A 19104-nucleotide genomic window follows, 5' to 3' on the forward strand; every position below is an offset into this window, starting at 1 on the left:
ACCCGCATAGCTGAGGAGACCCGCACAGTGCGTACACAGAAATGTCATGGACGCGTCATAGCCACCGTCGTGGGCTGCACGGCCCTCGTGCTGGCCGTGACCGGGACCGCCCAGGCCGCCCCGCACCGGGCCACGCTCGACCGCCAGGTGCTGGACGCGGACGACGGCTGGGCCGCCGCCACCACCGGGACCACCGGCGGAGCCGCCGCCGACCCCGCGCACGTCTACACCGTCACCACCTGGGACGAGTTCAAGGCCGCCCTCGCCGCAGGCGGCAGCGCACCGAAGATCATCCGAGTCAGGGGAACGATCGACGCGGACGGGCCGAGCTGTGACTCGTTCGCCGTGCCCGGCTACGACTTCGACGCCTACCTCGCCAAGTACTCACCCGAGGCCTGGGGGCACGCCACCAACCTGGACGGCGAACCCGACGACAGCCCGGAGGGGCTGCGCCGCGCCTCCGCCGCCAACCAGGACACCTACATCAAGGCGAACATCCCGGCCAACACCACCATCGTCGGCATCGGCAAGGACGCCGGTTTCAAGGGCGCCAGCCTTCAGATCAAGGCCGTCGACAACGTCATCATCCGCAACCTGGGTTTCGAGAGCCCTCTTGACTGCTTCCCGCAGTGGGACCCGACCGACACCGCCGACGGCAACTGGAACTCCGAGTACGACAGCGCGGTGGTCTACGGGTCGACCCATGTGTGGATGGACCACAACACGTTCACCGACGGTGATCACCCGGACAGCACCCTGCCCTACTACTTCGGGCGGATCTACGAGCAGCACGACGGCGAGCTGGACATCGTCAAGGGCGCCGACTACGTCACCGCCTCCTGGAACGTCTTCGAGGACCACGACAAGACGATCCTCATCGGCAACAGCGACAGCGCCTCGACCGCGGCCGTCGACCGGGGGCACCTCAAGGTCACCTTCCACCACAACCTGTTCTCCAACCTGGTGGAGCGCGCGCCGCGGGTCCGGTTCGGACAGGTCGACTCCTACAACAACCACTTCGTCGCCGAGGACGGCTACGGCTACAGCTACGGCATCGGTCTGGAATCCCAACTCGTCGCCGAGCACAACGCGTTCACCCTGCCCGACACCGTCAAGGCCGGCTCGGTCCTGAAGAAGTGGAAGGAGTCGACGCTCACCGCCGACGACAACTACGTCAACGGCGAGCTGACCGACCTGATCGCCGTCCACAACGCGCAGATCCCGGCCGAGACCCTCCAGGCGGGTTCGACCTGGACCCCGACCCTGCGCACGAGGGTCGACCCGGCGCAGGCCGTGCCACGCATCGTCGACTGCGGGGCCGGGGCCGGCCGACTGCGCTGACCCCGCCGCCTCTTCGGGCCCGGGGCGCCCCACCGCCCCGGTCCTCTCCCTCACCTGAGCCGCACCGCGAAGGAGCATCCGCATGCCCTCGCACCATCCTCGACCTGCCCTGTCCAGACGGGGTTTCCTGAGCGCGAGCGCCGGGGCGGGCGCCGCGCTGGGCCTCGCCGCCGTCCCCGCGCGGGCCGCCGCCGGCCGCCGTCCGTTCGGGCGGTACGGGTCGCCCGAGCGCCGCCGCACCCCGAAGACCCTGTACGTCGACCCGTACGGCCGCGGCGACTTCACCACCGTGCAGGCCGCCGTCACCGCGGCCACCGGCAGCGGCTGGACCCTGGTCCTCGCCCCGGGCGTCTACCGCGAGACGGTCGCCCTGGACACCACCCGCACCGAGGCCACCTGGATCGGCGCCTCCGAGAATCCGCGTGACGTCGTCATCGTCCACGACAACGCGGCCGGCACCGCCAGGCCCGGCGGCGGGACCTACGGCACCACCGGCTCCGCCACCACGACCGTGCAGGCCGACGGCTTCGCCGCCCGTTGGATCACCTTCGCCAACGACTGGCTGCGCGCCGACCACCCGGAGATCTCCGCCACCCAGGCCGTCGCCCTCAAGGTGCAGGGCGATCGCAGCGCCTTCCACCACTGCCGGTTCCTCGGGCACCAGGACACCCTGTACGCCGACACGCCGGCCCTCGGTGTCTTCGCCCGCCAGTACTTCGCCCACTGCTATGCCGAGGGCGATGTCGACTTCGTCTTCGGGCGGGCGACCGCGGTGTACGAGGACTGCCACTTCCGCACCCTGAACCGGACCGACCTGGCGGCCGCCCCGTACGGGTTCGTGTTCGCGCCCTCGACGGCGGCCCTCAACCCACGCGGCTGTCTGGTGACCAGGAGCCGTATCACCAGCGAAGCCCCGCGCGCCTGCTACAGGCTCGCCCGCCCCTGGGTGCCCAGCTCCGACACCACCGCCCGGCCCTCGCTCGTCGTCCGGGACAGCCACCTCGGCCCCGGCATCGACGCGATCGCGCCCTACGCCAACATGTCGGACACCTTCCCCTGGCAGGACCAGCGCTTCGCCGAGTACCGCAACCTCGGTCCCGGCGCCGAGATCACGGTCGCCGCCAACCGGCCCCAACTCACCGCAGAGCAGGCCGAGTCCGCGACTCGGGAGGCCTATCTCGGTGACTGGATCCCGGGGAAGGGGCGCTGACGTGCTGTCCAGACGTACCCTCCTCGCCGCCGCCGTCGGAGCGACCTCGGCCTTCGCCCCGGACCACGACCGGCGTGTCCTGCACGTCCGCCCCGGTGACTCCGTCCAGGCGGCCGTGGACGCGGTGTCCGGGCCGGGCTGGACGATCGTCGTACACCCGGGGACGTACCGCGAGGTCGTCAACGTGCCTGCGGACAAGGTGCGGTTGAACCTGCGGGGCGCGAGTCGTGATCCCCGGGCCGCCGTCATCGTCTTCGACAACGCCAACGGGACACAGAAGCCGGACGGTTCGGGGACCTACGGCACGGCGGGCTCCGCGACCTTCACCTCCGCGGCGGCCGGGCTCGTCGTACGGGATCTCACCCTCGCCAACGACTGGCTGCGCGCCGACCACCCGGAGATCGCCGGGACCCAGGCCGTCGCCGCGTATCTCACCGGGGACCGTACCCACTTCGAGAACGTGCGACTGCTCGCCCACCAGGACACCCTGTTCGCCGACACCAGCGAACTCGGCTCCTTCGACCGGCAGTTCTTCCACCGTTGCCACATCGAGGGTGACGTGGACTTCGTCTTCGGGCGGGCGACCGCGGTGTACGGGAACTGCCACTTCCGCACCCTGCGACGGGATGTGGACTTCACCCCCAAGGGCATGGTGTTCGCCCCCTCGACCGCCCGTGCCAACCCGCACGGGTTCCTCGCCGTCCGCTGCCGGTTCTCCTCCGGTGCGGAGGACGGGGCGTACAAGCTGGCGCGGCCCTGGGTGCCGACGTACGAGACCACCGCCTGGCCCTCGCTGGTCGTGCGGGACAGTCTCATCGGCCCCGGGATCGACCCCGTCGCGCCCTACACGAACATGCGGGACGCCTATCCCTGGCAGTCCATGCGGTTCCACGAGTACCGGAACCACGGGCCGGGCGCGGTGATCACCGTCCCCGGGAACCGGCCCCAGCTCAGCGCCGCCGAGGCCGCCTCGCACACCCCCGCGACCTACCTCGGCGACTGGAAACCCGTCCGCAAGCTCTGACCGACGAAAGGACCCGCACGTCATGCGTCGAATCAGCACCATCACCGCGCTCGCCGTGACCACGGCATCGCTGGGACTCGCCGTGCTCGCCACCCCGGCGCACGCGGCGACCGTCGTGGTCAGCAACTCCACCGACCTGACCAACGCCATCAAGAACGCCACCGCCGGCACGGTCATCCAGGTCCGCGGCGGCACCTACTACCCGACCGCCACGCTCCAGTCCACCGCCAACGGCACCTCGTCGTCGCCGGTCACGCTCACCGCGTACGGCTCGGAGACCGTGAAGATCGACGGGTCCTCGCTGCCCTCCGGCTCCTGGATCTTCAAGCTGACCGCGGACTACTGGAACGTCTCCGACATCACCTTCCAGAACTCCCCGGACAGCGCGGTCGTCTGCCAGTCCTGCACCGGCACCAGCTGGAACAACATCAAGACCATCAACGGTGGCGACTCCGGCTTCACGCTCACCGGCGACGGGACGGTGAACAACACCGTCAAGAACATCGACTCCTACGGCAACTACGACGCCGCCACCCACGGGGAGAACGCCGACGGGATCGCCGTCAAGTTCGGCTCGGGGACCGGGAACCTGATCACGGGGGCGCGGACGTACAACAACTCGGACGACGGGATCGACTTCTGGTCCTTCTCCTCGCCGGTCACCGTCGAGCACACCTGGTCCTTCGGCAACGGATACAACCGCTGGTCCGACTCGGCCTTCGCGGGCGACGGCAACGGCTACAAGCTGGGCGGCGACGGCGAGGTGGTCGCACACGTCGTCAACAACTCGGCCGCCTGGGGCAACGCGGGCAACGGGTTCACCGAGAACTCCAACACCGGCGCGATCGTCATCAACCGCACCACCGCCTACGCCAACGGCAACTGGGGCTACTACTTCGCCACCAGCGCAGCGAGGCTCGGCAAGAACCTCGCGGTCAGCAACGGAAGCGGGCTGGTCAGCAAGGGCTCCGCCGTCGTCTCGGCCGGCAACAACTGGGACAGCGGGATCAGCACCCCCGCCTTCAGGTCGACGGACGCGAGCAGTACGTACAACGCCCGCGGTTCCAGCGGCACGCTGCCCGCGACGACCTTCCTGACGACGGGCAGCACCACCATCGGTGCCACCATGGACTGACCCGGACATCCGGAACCATTCCCTCCAGGGCGCTTGACCCGTTTTTTGCCTGTGGATGAGATATCGATCAGGCAACGGGGCTCGCGCCCACCCGGGTGACGCGCGTAGAACTCCTGTCATGCATAAGTCACTTCGCATCGCGGCGATCACCACCGCCTGCGCGGTCGCCGCCGGCGCCCTCTACGGCGCCGGCGCCGCCACCGCCGGCCAGTCGACCGCGAACTCCACCCACGAGCCCTACAACATCGGGCTCCTGGTGAAGGACATCGACACCTACTACGGCACCGCCGCCGACGCCAACGGCGTCTACCAGGCCTCGCCGACCAGCCCGTACGCCCAGGACCTGGCGCGCCTCGACAAGGACGCCGAGCGGTACATCGACCGGGCCGCGCGCAAGGCCCACCGCAAGGGCGAGAAGCCCGCGGTCGTCTTCGACATCGACGACACGCTGCTGCTCAGCCTCGACTACGAGAAGCGCTACAACTACACGTACAACTCCGCCACCTGGGCGGCCTACGTCAACAAGGCCGACCGCCCGGGCGTCTTCGGCAGCGCCGAGCTGGTCCAGTACGCGGCGGAGAAGGGGGTCGAGGTCTTCTACAACTCCGGTCTCAGCGAGGCGCAGCGCACCGCCGCCGTCGAGAACCTGAAGAAGATCGGTGCCGACGTCAACCTCGACGCCGGGCACATGTTCCTGAAGGACACGGCCAACCCGCCGTCCTACCTGAGCGGTTGCGCCACCGCGGGCAGCTGGACCTGCACGACCGTGCAGTACAAGGGCGGCACCCGCAAGCACATCGAGAACGACCTCGGGTACGACATCATCGCCAACTTCGGCGACCAGTACTCGGACCTGGACGGCGGCCACGCGGACCGCACGTACAAGCTGCCGAACCCGACGTACTTCGTGTCGTAGGCCGTAGTCGGCAGACGCGGCAACCCTTTGCGCCGCGGTGGCGACTGGGAGACAGAAACGGGCCGGGGCGGCCCCTCCGGCCCGTTTCGCTCCCCTCGTCAGCACGTCGTCAGCGACGTCAAGGAAAGGAACGGCCAGTGCGCTTCAGCACCGGACGCCACCGCAGGACGCGTACCCTCTCGATCGCCGCGGCGGTGGCCGTCGCCGCGGGGGCGGGAGGCGTCTACCTCGGCCTGTCGAACGGCGGCGCCCAGGCCGCCACCAGCACGGTCACCGTCTCCACCACCGCACAGCTGGAGTCGGCCGTCGCGAACGCCACCGCCGGCACCGTCATCCAGGTCCGCGCGGGCACGTACTACCCGACCGCCACTCTCAAGTCGACGGTCAGCGGCACCAGTTCGAACCGCATCACGCTCAAGGCCCACAGCGGTGAGAAGGTGAAGATCGACGGCTCCAAGCTGCCCGCGGGCTCCTGGCTCACCGGGATCTACGGCAGCTACTGGACCGTCCAGGACCTCACCTTCCAGAACTCCCCGGCCCAGGGCTTCGTCGTCACCTCGTCCACGGGCGGCATCTTCAAGAACCTGGTCACCGCCGACAACGGTGACTCCGGCTTCACCCTGCGCGGCGACGGCACCGTCAACAACCTCGTGCGGAACCTCGACAGCTACGGCAACTACGACGCGTCCGGGCACGGCCAGAACGCCGACGGGATCGCCATCAAGTTCGGCTCGGGCACGGGAAACAAGGTGACCGGCGCCCGCCTCTACAACAACTCGGACGACGGGCTGGACCTCTGGCAGTTCTCCTCCCCGGTCACCATCGAGCACAGCTGGGCCTTCGGAAACGGCAAGAACCGCTGGAACGACTCCGCCTTCGAGGGCAACGGCAACGGGTTCAAGCTGGGCGGCGGGGGCGTCGCCGTCGCGCACGTCGTCAACGACAACGCGGCCTGGGACAACACGCTGAACGGGTTCACCGAGAACTCCAACACCGGCGCGCTCGTGCTGAACCGCAACACGGCCTACTCGAACACGGAGGCCGGGTTCTACTTCGCCACCAGCAAGGCCCGGCTGGCCCGGAACCTCGCGGTGAGCGACAAGGGCGGCGCGGACAAGCTGGGGTCCTCGACCGTCTCCGCCGCGAACAGCTGGGACGGCGGTGTGAGCACGCCCGCCTTCAAGTCGACCGACGCGACGACCGCGTACGGGGCGCGTGGCTCCGACGGCTCGCTGCCGGCGACCACGTTCCTGACCACGGGCTCCACCGCCGTCGGCGCGACGATGAACTGACGCCCGCGCCCACCGGGTGGCCGGTGCACGGGGAGCTGACGGTTGTCCTCCGTGCGCCGGCCTCCACGGACGGCCGGCTCAGGAGTCGCCGTCGCTGCTGGTGGTGTGCGTCGCGAAGCCGCCCGTCACCGCGTACTGCTTGCCGTCCGCGCCGCCCGTGATCGTGTAGCTGTCGGCCTTGGCGTCGCGGCTGCCGCGCTCGTGGTTGTACTGGCCCGCGAACACCCACTCGCCGACCGCGACCTTGCGGTCCGCCTTGAGCGTCCAGGTGTAGACCAAAAAGCCGTCCTGCTCGGTCACCGTCTGCGTGAAGTCGGTCTCCGGCAACGACCGCCACGATCCGGTGGAGGCCACCCCGCCGGTCTGGGCAACCTTCAACCGCACGGTGAGCGAGGTCAGTTGCCCGGAGGTCTTCAGGGTGACGTTGGACTGCGCCCAGAAGTCGTTGCTGTGCGGGTCCATCGAGCCGTCCGACCACAGCGGCCCGTCCTGCTCGCCCCCGGCGACCGGAGCGGTCGGGGTGGTGGAGGCCTTCGCGGTCGCGGAGGGCGTCGAACCCACCCCGGGGGAGGAGGACTTCGGGGGCGCGCTGGGGGAGGGCGGGACCGCCGGGCGGGACGGTGGCCGGGAGGTCGCGTCCGGGGACGCGGAGGGCGTCGGCGACACCGCGACCGTCTTCTCGGTGGGAGGGTCCTTCACGGCCGAGGCGACCGCGTAGCCGCCGACACCGAGGACCACGGCGACCGCCGCCGTGGCGCTGACCACCCGGACCCAGCCGAACACGGGCGGAAGGGTGGCGCGATGGCCGGGACGGGCCTGTGCGGCCATACCCCGCTCGACCCGGGCCAGGATGCGGGCACGGTCGGGTTCGTGCTCCTCGGCCGCCTCGTGCAGCCGGGCGCGCAGCTCGCCGTGCACGTCCTGCTGCCTCATCGGTTCCTTCCTCCGCTCTCACCGGCGCGCGGCGCCATCGCCGCGTGCACCCGCTGCGGAACAGCACCCTGGGAGTCGCCGAGCAGCCTCCGCAGCTCGGCCATGCCCTTCGACGTCTGGCTCTTAACCGTACCCACCGAGATCCCCAGGGCGAGCGCGGTGTCCTTCTCCGACAGGTCGAACGCATGCCGAAGCACCACACACGCCCGTTTGCGGAACGGCAGGCGGCGCAACGCCCCCTGGACGTCGACCACTCCGGCGATGTCCGGGTTCTCGGTCTTCTCCTCGCGGTGCGACCAGAACAGGGCGATACGGCGCCGCTCGCGCACGGCGCTGCGGATGCGGGTACGGGCCAGATTGGCGACGACGCCCCGGGCGTAGGCCACCGGGTGGTCGGCCGCGCGCACCCGGTCCCAGCGGTGCCACAGCGCCAGCAGGGCGTCGGCGGCCAGGTCGTCGGCGGCGTCGGCCTCGCCGGTCAACATATGGGCGAGGCGGGAGAGTTCGGCGTAGTGGCGTTCGAAGAAGGCATGGAACTCCACGGAGGCGGCGTCGTCGACGACTGTGCCCACGGGTGACCTCTTCTGTCAGGGTGTCTGCGTCACGAGCGTGTGTGTGTCATGCGAATGACAGGTGAATCGACATGCGAACGTCCGGAGGAACGTTCCGGCGAGATCCGGAGCGTAGCAGTGATCTTTTCGTGTGTGTCGTACGGGGGTTCGGTGGCGGTCCGGTCGATCGGAGTCCACCAGGACTGATTCCGTAACACGGAGAAAACCTGAAACCGGTTGAACGCGGGAACAATCCAGCCAGCATCCGCACACGATCGCTCAGGCAACGAGGAGTACGACCATGTCCGAGTCGCAGAAGGTGGACGAGCGGCAGGGCGCCGCGCCACCTGCCCGGAACGCCGTCGACCGGTTCTTCAAGATCTCCGAACGGGGGTCCAGCTTCGGCCGCGAGATACGCGGCGGCTTCGCCACGTTCTTCACCATGGCCTACATCCTTGTCCTGAACCCCATCATCCTCGGCAGCGCAAAGGACAAGTTCGGCCACACCCTCGACACCGGCCAACTGGTCACCGCCACCGCACTGGTGGCCTGTGTGATGACGGTCATCATGGGCGTCGGCGGCAATCTGCCGCTGGCGATCGCGGCCGGACTCGGCCTCAACGCAGTCGTGGCCTTCCAGTTGGCGCCGCTGATGAGCTGGTCCGACGCGATGGGCCTGGTCGTCCTCGAAGGTCTGCTGATCTGTGTGCTGGTGGTGACCGGCCTGCGGGAGGCGATCATGAACGCGATCCCGCAGCCGATGAAACAGGCGATCGGGGTCGGCATCGGTCTGTTCATCGCCTTCATCGGCTTCGTCGACGCCGGGTTCGTCAGCCGGATCCCGGACGCCGCGGACACGACGGTGCCGGTGCAGCTGGGTGCCGTCGGCCGGCTCACCGGCTGGCCCGTACTGGTCTTCTGTCTTGGCGTGCTCCTGACTATCGCGTTGGTCGCGCGCAAGGTGAAGGGCGCGATCCTGATCAGCATCGTCACCATGACCGTCGTAGCGATCGTCATCGACTCGGTCGCCGACATCAAGAGCTGGGGCCTGACCACGCCGAAGGTCCCCGACAAGATCGCCGCCGCCCCCGACTTCGGACTCATCGGTCACTTCAGCCTGTTCGGCGGCTTCGCCAAGGCCGGTGTCCTCACCGCCGTGCTGCTGGTCTTCACGCTGATCCTGTCCGACTTCTTCGACGCCATGGGCACGATCGTGGGCATCAGCGCGGAGGCCGGGCTGCTGGACGAGAAGGGGCAGGTGCCCGGTATCGGGCGGGTGCTGTTCATCGACGGCGCGGCGGCGGTGGCCGGCGGTATGGGTTCGGCCTCCTCCAACACGGCGTACATCGAGTCGGCGGCAGGGGTGGGGGAGGGGGCGCGCACCGGGTTCGCCAACCTGATCACCGGCGGGCTGTTCGGGCTCGCCCTGTTCCTCACGCCGCTGCTGACGATCGTGCCGCTGCAGGCGGCGGCGCCCGCGCTGATCGCCGTGGGCTTCCTGATGATGACCCACGTCAAGCACATCGACTGGGACAAGTACGAGATCGCCATCCCGGCGTTCCTGACGATCGCCGCGATGCCGTTCACCTACTCGATCACCGACGGTATCGGGGCGGGGTTCCTGGCGTATGTGGTGATCAAGGCGGTACTGGGGAAGGCGAAGGAGGTCAACTGGCTGCTGTGGGTCGTGTCGGCCTTGTTCCTGGTGTACTTCGCCATTGATCCGGTGGAGCAGGTGCTGGGTGTGAAGTAGGAGAGCCGCGCGATCGGCTGCCGGTCGAGTGTGGCCGATCGCGCCCACGCGGCGGAGCCGCACATTGATACAGCCCGGCGCCCCTGACGGGGCGCTCTACTTCAGCGCCGCTTGCATCATCGCCCTGGCCACCGGCGCCGCCAGGCCGTTGCCGCTCACTTCCGACCTCGCCGCGTCCGACTGTTCGACCAGTACGGCCACCGCGACCTCCTTGCCGGTGCTGTCGGACTTGCCGTACGACGTGAACCAGGCGTACGGGGTCTTGGAGTTGTTCTCGCCGTGCTGGGCCGTGCCCGTCTTGCCGCCCACCGTCACGCCGTCGATCTGCGCGTTCGTGCCGGTGCCCTGCTCGACGACGGTCTGCATCGCGGACTGCAACTGCTCGGCCGTGCCGGAGCTGACGATCTGCTCGGTGCTGGTGTCATCGTCGTAGTTCTTGAGCACATCGCCACCGCTGTCAGTGATCTGCGAGACCATATGCGGCGAGACCAGCTTGCCGCCGTTGGCTATGGCAGCCGACACCATGGCCATCTGGAGCGGGGTCGCCGTGACGTCGAACTGGCCGATACCGGAGAGGCCGGTCTGGGACTTGTCCATGTCCGACGGGTAGACGCTCGCGTAGGCCCGCACCGGGATGTCCTGCTTGGCGTTGTTGAAGCCGAACTTCTCGGCCATGGCCCGGACCTTGTCCTGGCCGAGGTCGACGGCCATCTTGCCGAAGACGTTGTTGCAGGAGTAGCGCAGGGCCGTGCGGATCGAGGCGTTCTCGCAGGGGGCCGTGGTGCTCTCGTTCTTCAGCGGGGTCGTCGTGCCCGGCAGGGTGTACGGGTTCGGGCTGTCGGTCTTGTCGTCGACGTTCGCGTAGAGGCCGTCCTCAAGGGCCGCCGCCGCGACCACCAGCTTGAACGTCGAACCCGGCGGGAGCGGCTGGCGCAGTGCCCGGTTGGTGAGCGGCTTGTCCGCGTCGGCGTTCAGCTTCTTCCAGGCCGCACCGGCCGTGTTGGCGTCGGTGAGCGAGGAAGGGTCGTACGACGGGGTGGACACGACCGCGAGGATCTTGCCGGTCTTCGGGTCGATCGCGACCGCCGCGCCCTTCTTGCCGCCGAGCGTCTGGTAACCCGCCTTCTGGACGGCAGGGTCGATCGTCGTGATTACGTTGCCAGGGTCGGCGCGCTGGTCGGTGACCGTGTCCATGACCGTCTTCAGCCGGTTGTCGGTGCCGTTCAGCAGGTCCTGGTAGATGCCCTCCAGCTGGGTCGGGGCATAGCTCTGCGAGGCGTAGCCCGTCACGGCCGCGTACAGCTTGCCGTCCGTGTACGTGCGCTTGTACTTGAGGTCGCTGTTGCTCAGGGTCTGTGCCGAGCCGGTGATCGACTCACCGGCCACGATGATGTTCCCGAGCGGCCGCGAGTACGTCTCGATCGCGTTGCGCCGGTTGTCCGTGTCGTCCGCGAGGGCCTGACCGTCGTAGAACTGCACCCATGTCGCCCTGACCAGCAGAGCGATCACGAGCAGCAGTGCGAAGACGGACGCCCGCCTGATCGTCTTGTTCATCCCGCTCAGACAGACGAGCGAAGGCGGGTCGTCCGTTCCCGTACGGGCGGATTTCTCATCATCCGCTCATGCGGCTCCGGCCTAGAGCCGTCGCGTCGCCAGCGTCAGGCGGTCCCGGGCGTCGAACAGGGCGTCCTTGATCATCTGCTCGTGGGCGGGGGTGAGGCGGGCCACCGGGACCGAGCAGCTGATCGCGTCGCGGGCCGGGGTGCGGTACGGGATCGCCACACCGAAGCAGCGCAGTCCGAGGGTGTTCTCCTCACGGTCGATCGCGAAGCCCTGCTCACGGATCTGGTGGAGCTCCTCGATGAGCTTCTCGCGGTCCGTGAGGGTGTGCTCGGTGAGCGCCGGGAGGGTCTCCGGGAGCAGCTTGCGGACCTGCTCGTCGGTGTGGGTGGCGAGCAGCGCCTTGCCGAGGGAGGTCGAGTGCGCGGGGAGGCGGCGGCCGACCCGGGTGAAGGGGCGCAGATAGTGCTGGGACTGGCGGGTGGCCAGGTAGACCACGTTCGTGCCGTCGAGGCGCGCCAGGTGGATGGTCTCCGTGGTGTCGTCGGAGAGCCGGTCGAGGGTGGGACGGGCCGCCGCGACCACCTCGTCGCCGTCGATGTAGGACGTGCCGACCAGCAGGGCCCGTACGCCGATGCCGTACCGGGTGCCGGTCGCGTCCGTCTCCACCCAGCCCAGCTCCACCAGCGTGCGCAGCAGCATGTAGAGGCTGGACTTGGGATACCCGACGGCCTCCTGGACCGCCGCGAGGGAGTGCATACCGGGCCGGCCGGCGAAGTACTCGAGCAACTCCACGGTCCGTACCGCGGACTTGACCTGTGCCCCGCCGCCTGTCTCGACTGCCGACATCGCCCTTGACCCCTTCGTTGGACGAGAAACCGAGGTTATAGTCTCCAACAGCATATTCATCATCAGAGACAGCGTTCAGTATATCGAACATCCCTGGTGAATGACCCGGATACTGCGGCACAACGCACTACATGGAGGGACCCGCGGTGGCAGCAGCACCAGTCTGGAGTGTCGACCCGCGCACCGGGAAGCAGCGTGAACAGGTTGCGGTGGAAGCCACAGCCGAGGAGGTGGACGCCACGGTCACGGCCGCGCACGCCGTGCGTGGCTCCCTCGCCGACCGCACGGTCCGCGCCGCCTTCCTGCGTTCCGCCGCCGCCGGACTCGACGCGTCCAAGGGCCACCTCGTGGAGGCCGCCGACGCCGAGACCGCGCTCGGCCCGGTCCGGCTCACCGGCGAACTCGCGCGTACCGCCTACCAGCTGCGGGCCTTCGCCGACATCGTCGACGAGGGCGCCTTCCTCGACGTCATCATCAACCACCCCGACGCCACCGCCACCCCGCCCATCCCGGACCTGCGCCGCTACAAGGTCCCGCTGGGTGTCGTCGCCGTCTACTCCGCCTCCAACTTCCCCTTCGCCTTCTCGGTCGCCGGCGGCGACACCGCGAGCGCGCTCGCCGCGGGCAACCCGGTCGTCGTCAAGGCCCACCCCGATCACCCGGCGCTGTCGGAGATGGTCGCCGCGGTGCTGCGCCGGGCCGCCGTCGAGCACGGCATCCCCGCCACCGTGGTCGGTCTCGTTCACGGCTTCGAGGCCGGTATCGAGCTGATCAAGCACCCGCTGATCGCCGCGGCCGGTTTCACCGGTTCGGTGCGGGGCGGGCGTGCGCTGTTCGACGCCGCCGCCGCGCGTCCGGTGCCGATCCCGTTCCACGGCGAGCTCGGCTCGCTCAACCCCGTCCTCGTCACGGAGGCCGCGGCCGCCGAGCGCGGCGGGGAGATCGGCACCGGGCTCGCCGGGTCGATGACGATGGGCGTCGGCCAGTTCTGTGTGAAGCCGGGGCTGGTGCTGGTGCCGGCCGACGCCGCCGGTGACGGCCTGGTCAAGTCCCTCACGGACGCGGTCAGCGACACCGACGCGGGGGTGTTGCTCGACCACCGGATGCGGGACAACTTCGTCGCCGGGGTCGCCGAGCGCACCGAACTCCCCGACGTGGAGAGCCCGGTGACGCCGGGGGCGGGCGGCGAGCACACCGTCAGTGCCGGGTTTTTCACAGTGCCGGCGAGCCGGCTGGCCGAGGAGGGGGCGTACGACCTGCTCCTCGAGGAGTGCTTCGGGCCGGTGACCGTGGTGGTTCGTTACGCGGACCGGAATGAGGCCACGGCGGTGCTGTCGCGGCTGCCGGGGAATCTCACGGCGACGGTTCATGTCTCCGCCGAGGAGGCCGCGGGGGAGGGGCTCGGGGCGGAGATCCTCGCGGAGCTCACGCCGCTGGCCGGTCGGGTGCTGGTGAACGGGTGGCCGACGGGAGTCGCCGTGGCGCCGGCTCAGCATCACGGTGGGCCCTACCCGGCCACCACGTCCACGTCCACTTCGGTGGGCGGTACGGCCATTGAGCGGTGGCTGCGGCCGGTGGCCTATCAGGGAGCGCCGGAGGCTTTGCTGCCGAAGGAGTTGCGGGACGACAATCCGCTGGGGCTTCCTCGGCGGTTCAACGGGGTTTTGGAGCGGTAGCGCCGTAGGGGCGCGGGGGCGCGGGGGCGTGGGGGCGTGGCGGGCTGACGGTGCGTTGTGGTTGCTCGCGCGGTTCCCCGCGCCCCTTGCGGGGCGCACTGCGAGACTGTCGCCATGGACTTCGAACTTCCCGAACTGCCCTTTCCCCTCCGCACTTATGGGCCCGACGGGCACTGGTCCTACGAAGACGGTGTGCTCACCGGGTGGGCCGGGGCCCGGCAGGATCGGTTTGTGTCGCCCACCGGGGAGGCCCTGGATCCCGCCTCGGACGCGCCCCGGCTGCTCGGGGCGCCCGAGGGGGACTTCCAGCTGATCGCCCGGGTCACCGTCGGGTTCGGTGCCGCCTTCGACGCCGGGGTGCTGTACGTCCACGTCGGCGACCGGGCCTGGGCCAAGCTCTGTCTTGAGAACTCCCCGGATGTCCCCACCGTCTGCACGGTGGTCACCCGGGGCCACTCCGACGACGCCAACGCCTTCCCGGTGGAGGGGAGTTCGGTCTGGCTGCGGATCAGCCGGACCGGGCGGGCACTCGCCTTCCACGCCTCCCGCGACGGCAAGAGGTGGGTCTTCGTGCGGCTGTTCACGCTGGGCGGCGAGAAGGAGACGGAGGCCGCGCTGGTCGGCTTCATGACCCAGTCGCCGATGGGGGAGGGGTGTGTGGTGACGTACGACCACATCGACTTCAGGCCCGACTGGCCGGCCGACCTCCGCGACGGAAGCTGAGCAGAAAGGTCACGGCGAACAGGGCCGCTCCCAGCAGCAGGCTCACCCGCATACCGGTGGCGAAGCCGTCGTTGATCAGTGTCCCGAACACCGCGATCCCGAGTCCGCCGGCCACCTGGCGTGCCGCGTTGAGCACCCCGGCCGCCAGGCCCGCCCGCTCGGCCGGTACGGCGTCCGTCCGGGAAGCTGGCCGGCCGCTACGGCTCGCGACTGCCGATGCTGATCGGCCAGGCACTGGCCGCGGCCGGTCTGCCGGGCCTGCTGTCCGTCGGCCCCGGCACGCCCACCGTCCTCATCACGATGGTCAGCGGCGGCACGGTCAGCGCGCAGCCCAGCGCCATGGGGACGAGCAGGACGGCCACCACACCTCGACGAGCCGCTCACCCTCACCGACCTGGCCCGGCACGCCGGAGTCTCCGTGCGCACCCTCACGCGCCGCTTCCACGCCGAGAGCGGGGTCAGCCCGCTGCAGTGGCTGCTGCACCAGCGGATCGAACGGGCCAGGGAACTCCTGGAGACCACCATGCTCCCCATGGACCAGGTGGCCGCCGCCTGCGGCCTCGGCACCGCCGACTCCCTCCGCGCCCACCTGGTCCGCCGCACCGGTCTCACCCCGAGCACCTACCGCGCCCAGTTCAGCCGGCACGGAACCGGCGCGGGCGCCGCCGCGTCCTCCGCTGCATGATCCATGACCGTGTGAAGGGGCTCCGGGTGATCCGTACGGCCCTGTCCGCCGAGGCGGAGAGGATCGCCGCGCTGCACCGCCGGGCCCGGTCGACGTACTACCCCGACGGCCTCCCGGACGACGGCATCGACTGGACGGCGGCCTGGCGGGCGGCCGTCGAGCGGCCCGACGGGCATGTGCTGTGCGCCGTCGAAGCGGGCGTGATCACCGCCATCGCCTCCTTCCGTACCCCGGAGGGCGCGCCCGCCGAAACGGTCAAGCTGTTCCAGTTCCATGTCGACCCCGGCCACTGGCGGGCCGGTATCGGCACCGCCCTGCACACCGCCTGTCTGGAGCAGTGGCGGGCCGACGGCAAGCGGACGGCCGTGCTGGACGTGCACATCGGAAACCGGCGGGCCCGGGCCTTCTACGCCCGCCAGGGCTGGGGCCCGGATCCGGAGCACCCGCCCGCCGACGGTGACCATCACCTCTGTCTGCGCTATGCGGTGAGCGGGGAATGAACCGGGCTGTTTGAAGGTTCAGACAGTTGAAGGACGTCTGACTACCTGGAGAGCCGAAGACATGCGCGTCGAGATCTGGAGCGACATCGCCTGCCCGTGGTGCTACGTGGGCAAGGCCCGCTTCGAGAAGGCGCTCGCCGCCTTCCCGCACCGCGACGAGGTCGAGGTCGTGCACCGCTCCTTCGAACTGGACCCCGGCCGCGCCAAGGACGACGTCCAGCCGGTGCTGGCGATGCTCACCAAGAAGTACGGCATGAGCGAGGCGCAGGCCCAGGCCGGCGAGGACAACCTGGGCGCCCAAGCCGCCGCCGAGGGCCTCGACTACCAGACCCGCGGCCGGGACCACGGCAACACCTTCGACATGCACCGGCTGCTGCACCTCGCCAAGGAGCAGGGCCGGCAGGACGAGCTGATCCAGATCCTGTACCGGGCGAACTTCGCGGAGGAGCGGTCCCTGTTCATCGAGGGCGCCGAGCGGCTCGTCGAGCTGGCCGTGGAGGCCGGGCTGGACGCGGCGGCCGTGCGCGACGTGCTCGCCGACCCGGCCCGCTACGCCGACGAGGTCCGCGCCGACGAGCGCGAGGCCGCCCAGCTCGGTGCGAACGGGGTGCCCTTCTTCGTCCTCGACCGCAAGTACGGGGTCTCCGGCGCCCAGCCCGCCGAGGTGTTCACCCAGGCGCTCAGCCAGGCCTGGGGCGCCCGTTCCCCGCTGAAGCTGATCGACGAGGGTGGCGCCGAGGCCTGCGGGCCGGACGGATGCGCGGTGCCGCAGCACTGAGAAACTCCAGGTCAGGGCGGTCGTATAAGCAGCGCTTAGCGGTTCTGCGTAAAAATCCGCAATGGACGGGGGGTTCCGCGGGCCGCAGAGTGGAGCCATGGAGACCACGGAGACGTTCGAGAGCCTCGTCCGCGCCGAGTTCACCCCGAAGAGCATCTATCTCAACACCGCCAGCAACGGCCTGCTGCCGGCCCGCACCGTCGCCGCCCTGCACGAGGCGGCCCTGCTGCGGGCCGAGGGCCGACCGCTGACCTCGCTGTACGAGGACGTGGAGGCCTGCCGGGCCGGGTTTGCCCGGCTCGCCGGCGTCCCGGCGACCAGGGTCGCGGTGGGCGCCTCGGTCGCCGCGCACACCGGTGTGATCGCCGCCTCCCTGCCCGCCGGCGCCGAAGTCCTCACCGCCGAGGACGACTTCACCTCCGTGCTGAACCCGTTCCACGTCCGCGGCGACCTCAAGGTCCGCTCCGTGCCGCTGGAGCGGATCGCCGAGTCCGTCCGACCCGGCACCGCGCTGGTCGCGGTCAGCGCCGCTCAGTCCGCCGACGGGCGTATCGCCGACCTGCCCGCCCTGCGGGAGGCCGCCCGCGAGCACGGGACCCGTACCTACGTCGACTTCTCCCAGTCCGCCGGCTGGCTCCCGATGGACGCCGACGGCTACGACTTCACCGCCGCGGTCTCCTTCAAGTGGCTGCTCGGCCCGCACGGCACCGCCTTCCTCGTGGTCCCCGAGGACTTCGGCGGGCTGACCCCCCTGCTCGCGGGCTGGGTCGCGGGCGAGGAGCCGTGGGACAGCTGCTACGGCCCGGTCGCCGAACTCGCCCACTCCGCCCGGCGGTTCGACCTCACCCACGCCCTGTTCACCTTCGCGGGCCTGCGCCGCTCGCTCGATCTGATCGAGGAACTGGGCGTCGACGCCGTACATGCCCATGACCTGGCCCTCGCCGACCGGTTCCGGGCCGGACTCGCCGCCCTCGGCCACGCGCCCGTGCCGTCCCCCGGCTCGGCGATCGTCTCGGTGCCCGGACTCGGCGACCGCCAGACCGGGCTGAGCCGCGCGGGCATCGAGGTCTCCAACCGCGCCGGCAATCTGCGGGCCGCCTTCCACCTGTACAACACGGCCGCGGATGTGGACCGGCTCCTTGACGCGCTCGGCGGCTGAGCGGACGCCGACACGACCGGGCCGGGACCCCGTCCCACGGGAGGTCCCGGCCCGGCCGGTTCAGCGGGACATCACCGCACGGGCGTGAAGTCCCTGGCCTCGATGCTGCGTCCGAGTGCCGCTGCCGCGTTCAACGGACTGGCGTGAAGTCCCTCGCCCCGATGAACTCCGGTCGGCGTACCGGTGCCGAGAACGGTTCCACCGCCGCGTTCTCCACGCTGTTGAACACGATGAAGACGTTGCTGCGCGGGAACGGCGTGATGTTGTCGCCGGAGCCGTGCATGCAGTTGCAGTCGAACCAGGTCGCCGAACCGGCCCTGCCCGTGAACAACTTGATGCCGTACTCGCCCGCCATCGCGGTCAGCGCCTCGTCCGACGGCGTGCCCGCGTCCTGCATCTGCAGCGACTTCTTGTAGTTGTCCTCTGGCGTGGCCCCGGCGCAGCCCAGGAACGTCCGGTGCGAGCCCGGCATGATCATGAGCCCGCCGTTGGTGTCGTAGTTCTCGGTCAGGGCGATCGAGACCGACACGGTCCGCATGTTCGGCAGCCCGTCCTCGGCGTGCCAGGTCTCGAAGTCCGAGTGCCAGTAGAAGCCACTGGCCCCGAACCCGGGCTTGACGTTGATCCGCGACTGGTGGACGTACACGTCCGAGCCGAGGATCTGCCGGGCCCGGCCGACCACCCGCTGGTCGCGCACCAGGTTCGCGAACACCTCGCTGATCCGGTGCACCTCGAAGACGGACCGTATCTCCTTCGACTTCGGCTCGACGATGGAGCGTTCGTCGGCCCGGATCGCCGGGTCGTTGACGAGCCGCTCCAGCTCCCGCCGGTACACGGCGACCTCGTCGTCCGCGATGAGCTGGTCGATGGCGAGGAAGCCGTCCCGCTCGAACGCCTCCAGCTGGTCCGTGGCGATCGGCCCGGCCGCACCGGGCGCCGACCAGACGACCGGGTCCTTGCGGGGGACGGATACCTCGACCGGGCCACGGCTCGGGTACAGGTCGGTGATCGTGGTCATG

At 69.8% G+C, this 19104-nt stretch carries 18 protein-coding genes and 2 pseudogenes; 13 read left to right on the forward strand and 7 right to left on the reverse strand.

Annotated features, from left to right (window positions below; genetic code table 11):
• Window positions 1–27: 27 nt before the first annotated feature.
• The 6 genes from ABTY98_RS28915 (at window position 28) to ABTY98_RS28940 (ending at window position 6918) form a co-directional block, all read left to right on the forward strand.
• Complete coding sequence (locus ABTY98_RS28915) at window positions 28–1341, forward strand: pectate lyase family protein (RefSeq protein ID WP_352223954.1); 1314 nt, start codon at window positions 28–30, stop codon at window positions 1339–1341.
• Window positions 1342–1423: 82 nt separating this feature from the next.
• Window positions 1424–2551: a pectinesterase family protein gene (locus ABTY98_RS28920; protein WP_352223956.1), complete on the forward strand. Its 1128-nt coding sequence runs from the start codon at window positions 1424–1426 to the stop codon at window positions 2549–2551.
• 4 nt (window positions 2552–2555) lie between these two features.
• The gene (locus ABTY98_RS28925; protein WP_352224051.1) at window positions 2556–3575 is read left to right on the forward strand and encodes a pectinesterase family protein; all 1020 of its coding nucleotides are present in this window, start codon (window positions 2556–2558) and stop codon (window positions 3573–3575) included.
• Between the two features lie 22 nt (window positions 3576–3597).
• A complete protein-coding gene (locus ABTY98_RS28930) occupies window positions 3598–4710 on the forward strand; it encodes a right-handed parallel beta-helix repeat-containing protein (protein WP_352223957.1) in 1113 nt (370 codons plus the stop codon).
• Between the two features lie 118 nt (window positions 4711–4828).
• Complete coding sequence (locus ABTY98_RS28935; RefSeq protein ID WP_352223958.1) at window positions 4829–5626, forward strand: HAD family acid phosphatase; 798 nt, start codon at window positions 4829–4831, stop codon at window positions 5624–5626.
• Window positions 5627–5763: 137 nt separating this feature from the next.
• Window positions 5764–6918 (forward strand): right-handed parallel beta-helix repeat-containing protein, encoded by a 1155-nt coding sequence (locus ABTY98_RS28940; protein ID WP_352223959.1) that lies wholly within the window; start codon window positions 5764–5766, stop codon window positions 6916–6918.
• Between the two features lie 78 nt (window positions 6919–6996).
• Here the strand turns inward: ABTY98_RS28940 and ABTY98_RS28945 are convergent, their stop codons facing one another.
• Both ABTY98_RS28945 and ABTY98_RS28950 read right to left on the reverse strand, forming a co-directional pair.
• The gene (locus ABTY98_RS28945; protein ID WP_352223961.1) at window positions 6997–7851 is read right to left on the reverse strand and encodes a hypothetical protein; all 855 of its coding nucleotides are present in this window, start codon (window positions 7849–7851) and stop codon (window positions 6997–6999) included.
• The gene (locus ABTY98_RS28950) at window positions 7848–8423 is read right to left on the reverse strand and encodes a SigE family RNA polymerase sigma factor (protein WP_352223962.1); all 576 of its coding nucleotides are present in this window, start codon (window positions 8421–8423) and stop codon (window positions 7848–7850) included. The genes ABTY98_RS28945 and ABTY98_RS28950 overlap by 4 nt, the downstream gene beginning before the upstream one ends.
• Before the next feature lie 280 nt (window positions 8424–8703).
• Here ABTY98_RS28950 and ABTY98_RS28955 point away from each other — a divergent pair, with 280 nt between their 5' ends.
• Window positions 8704–10155: an NCS2 family permease gene (locus ABTY98_RS28955; protein ID WP_352223963.1), complete on the forward strand. Its 1452-nt coding sequence runs from the start codon at window positions 8704–8706 to the stop codon at window positions 10153–10155.
• Between the two features lie 96 nt (window positions 10156–10251).
• Here ABTY98_RS28955 and ABTY98_RS28960 read toward each other — a convergent pair whose 3' ends face one another.
• Complete coding sequence (locus tag ABTY98_RS28960; protein ID WP_352223964.1) at window positions 10252–11709, reverse strand: peptidoglycan D,D-transpeptidase FtsI family protein; 1458 nt, start codon at window positions 11707–11709, stop codon at window positions 10252–10254.
• A gap of 81 nt (window positions 11710–11790) precedes the next feature.
• Window positions 11791–12564, reverse strand: a complete 774-nt coding sequence (locus ABTY98_RS28965) for an IclR family transcriptional regulator (RefSeq protein WP_352223965.1) — start codon at window positions 12562–12564, stop codon at window positions 11791–11793.
• A 146-nt stretch (window positions 12565–12710) separates the two neighbouring features.
• On the opposite strand from ABTY98_RS28965, the gene ABTY98_RS28970 reads away from it, so the two are divergent.
• Window positions 12711–14240, forward strand: a complete 1530-nt coding sequence (locus ABTY98_RS28970; RefSeq protein ID WP_352223966.1) for an aldehyde dehydrogenase (NADP(+)) — start codon at window positions 12711–12713, stop codon at window positions 14238–14240.
• A gap of 114 nt (window positions 14241–14354) precedes the next feature.
• The gene (locus ABTY98_RS28975; protein WP_352223968.1) at window positions 14355–14963 is read left to right on the forward strand and encodes a DUF1349 domain-containing protein; all 609 of its coding nucleotides are present in this window, start codon (window positions 14355–14357) and stop codon (window positions 14961–14963) included.
• Here the strand turns inward: ABTY98_RS28975 and ABTY98_RS28980 are convergent.
• Window positions 14923–15141 (reverse strand): annotated as a pseudogene (locus ABTY98_RS28980) (MFS transporter); the annotation flags it as partial. The gene ABTY98_RS28975 and the pseudogene ABTY98_RS28980 sit on opposite strands and share 41 nt — an antisense overlap.
• A gap of 19 nt (window positions 15142–15160) precedes the next feature.
• On the reverse strand, window positions 15161–15325 hold the full coding sequence (locus ABTY98_RS28985; protein ID WP_352223969.1) for a hypothetical protein: 165 nt from the start codon (window positions 15323–15325) through the stop codon (window positions 15161–15163).
• Between the two features lie 2 nt (window positions 15326–15327).
• On the opposite strand from ABTY98_RS28985, the pseudogene ABTY98_RS28990 reads away from it, so the two are divergent.
• From ABTY98_RS28990 to ABTY98_RS29005, 4 genes and pseudogenes are all read left to right on the forward strand, one after another.
• Window positions 15328–15648, forward strand: a pseudogene (locus tag ABTY98_RS28990) (helix-turn-helix domain-containing protein); the annotation flags it as partial.
• The gene (locus ABTY98_RS28995; protein WP_352223970.1) at window positions 15645–16148 is read left to right on the forward strand and encodes a GNAT family N-acetyltransferase; all 504 of its coding nucleotides are present in this window, start codon (window positions 15645–15647) and stop codon (window positions 16146–16148) included. The pseudogene ABTY98_RS28990 and the gene ABTY98_RS28995, both read left to right, overlap by 4 nt.
• A 61-nt stretch (window positions 16149–16209) precedes the next feature.
• Window positions 16210–16926, forward strand: coding sequence for a DsbA family oxidoreductase (locus ABTY98_RS29000; RefSeq protein WP_352223972.1), 717 nt, complete (start codon window positions 16210–16212; stop codon window positions 16924–16926).
• 97 nt (window positions 16927–17023) lie between these two features.
• Window positions 17024–18085: an aminotransferase class V-fold PLP-dependent enzyme gene (locus ABTY98_RS29005; RefSeq protein ID WP_352223973.1), complete on the forward strand. Its 1062-nt coding sequence runs from the start codon at window positions 17024–17026 to the stop codon at window positions 18083–18085.
• Window positions 18086–18215: 130 nt separating this feature from the next.
• Here the strand turns inward: ABTY98_RS29005 and thpD are convergent, their stop codons facing one another.
• Window positions 18216–19103 (reverse strand): ectoine hydroxylase, encoded by an 888-nt coding sequence (thpD, locus tag ABTY98_RS29010; RefSeq protein WP_352223974.1) that lies wholly within the window; start codon window positions 19101–19103, stop codon window positions 18216–18218.
• Window position 19104: the final 1 nt, after the last annotated feature.

It is taken from the genome of Streptomyces sp. NPDC096040, assembly GCF_040303265.1.
GTDB lineage: Bacteria > Actinomycetota > Actinomycetes > Streptomycetales > Streptomycetaceae > Streptomyces.